1 protein-coding gene is annotated in these 1,839 nt (G+C 42.3%); it reads left to right on the top strand.

The window, feature by feature from the left end; genetic code table 11:
- Nucleotides 1-53: 53 nt before the first annotated feature.
- Nucleotides 54-1,721 carry a PAS domain-containing hybrid sensor histidine kinase/response regulator gene (locus JKP77_RS22050; protein WP_220100238.1) on the top strand — a complete coding sequence of 556 codons (1,668 nt, stop codon included), beginning with the start codon at nt 54-56 and terminating at the stop codon, nt 1,719-1,721.
- Nucleotides 1,722-1,839 lie beyond the last annotated feature (118 nt).

Raw genomic sequence — 1,839 nt, 5'->3', positions numbered from 1 at the left:
ACAGAGTACCACCAACAGGCAGTTGATCTCTTCTCACCGTTTAACCATGAGTGGTGCACTTATTATCTGAATTCGGGTCTCTTTCTGCATTAACAATTGGCAATCAGAATCTGGTTTTAGCAATAGGCAGAGACATAACAGAACTGGTTGAAGCAAAGAGTCAACTACATTCAGCCAATGAAGCGGCTGAGCGTGCCAGTGCGGCGTATTTAGAAGAAAAAGAAAAGTTCGAAAAGCTGGTCAATCTAGCGCCTGTGGGTATTGCGATAAACAGGCTAAGTGACGGGGGATTTGACTATGTTAATGAAGAGCTGAGCCGTTTTACTGGTTACCGCCTTGATGAGCTTAATAACATGGATTATTGGCAATTGACCCCTCAAAAATACGAGCAAGATGAGCAAGCTCAGCTGGTATCCCTGTCTACTACTGGTCGTTATGGGCCCTATTATAAAGAGTATATCCATAAGGACGGGCATACGTATCCGGTCCAACTCAACGGCGTAAAGATTACGAGTGCAATGGGCGAGGAACTTATTTGCTCTATTATACAGGACATTTCTAAACAAAAACTTGTTGAGCAACAGCTTGAAACCGCCAAGCAAAGGGCGGAAGAAGCCAGCAGGATGAAAAGCGAATTCCTGGCAAATATGAGTCATGAAATTCGCACTCCGATGAACGCTGTTCTCGGTGGCTTGCAAATGATAGATACCGATGCGCTCGACGCTAAATCAGAACTGATGCTAAGAAATGCCTCATCATCTGCCAGGTCACTACTCACGATCATAAACGATATTCTTGACTACTCGAAGATAGAAGACAAAAAGCTCCAATTGGAAAAACAACCGTTCTCAGTTATTGAGGTATTGAAGTCTGTCAAATTCGATGTAGATGGAATCGTCAGTAATAAAGGAATTCAACTTATCAGCCATATTGAGTCAGGCTTTTCCGATGGTTGGTTAGGGGATATTGTCAGAGTTAAACAGATCTTACTTAATCTCGTGAGTAACGCTGTCAAGTTTACTGACAAAGGCAGTGTAACAATTAACATTTACGAAGCTCAGCACAATAACGAAAAAGCACTTGGTTTCGATGTGATTGATACGGGGATTGGTATGAGTATAGAGGCTCAAAGCCGCTTATTTGAACGTTTCTCTCAAGCTGACAATTCGACAACTCGTAGGTTTGGTGGAAGTGGATTGGGAATGTCGATAATACTAAACCTTATACATATGATGGATGGAGCAATAGAGGTTAAAAGTGAACCAGGATGCGGAACAGCGATACACGTTATCCTGCCGCTAGCGAAAACTGACAAAGAGATTTATAAAACTGAGCATAAAGCGTTGGTTGCACCGTGTTTATCCGGCAGAAAAATACTCGTTGCCGAGGATAACGAAATTAATCAAGTTGTCATCGAAGCGTTACTTGAAAGCACCGAGGCAACCTTAACGATTGTCGAAAATGGCAAACTAGCGGTCGAAGCAGCAGAAAAGGATGAGTTTGATTTAATTTTAATGGACATACAAATGCCGGAGATGGATGGTATTGAAGCGATGAAGCATATCCGCCATTTGAGTAGCCACATTCCGATCATCGCGCTTACGGCAAATGCGATGGTTGAGGATGTATCCAGCTATTTAAATTTAGGCTTTACAGCTCATGTCGCAAAGCCCGTCGATAAAAACCATCTTTATGGGTTACTGGCTTCAGTCTTACAGTAGTTCTTTTTGCAATCGTAAAAGACCTTTGCAGGCAGCGTATGGAGACTGTGAAATTTTCTGTGTAAGTGGCTATTTATCATAGTGATACACGGTCACTGTACATAATCATAAACTGACT

It is taken from the genome of Alteromonas antoniana (assembly GCF_019249295.1).
GTDB lineage: Bacteria > Pseudomonadota > Gammaproteobacteria > Enterobacterales > Alteromonadaceae > Alteromonas > Alteromonas antoniana.
Note: the sequence above shows the minus strand (reverse complement) of the source record. Positions and strands in the feature narration are given on the sequence as shown.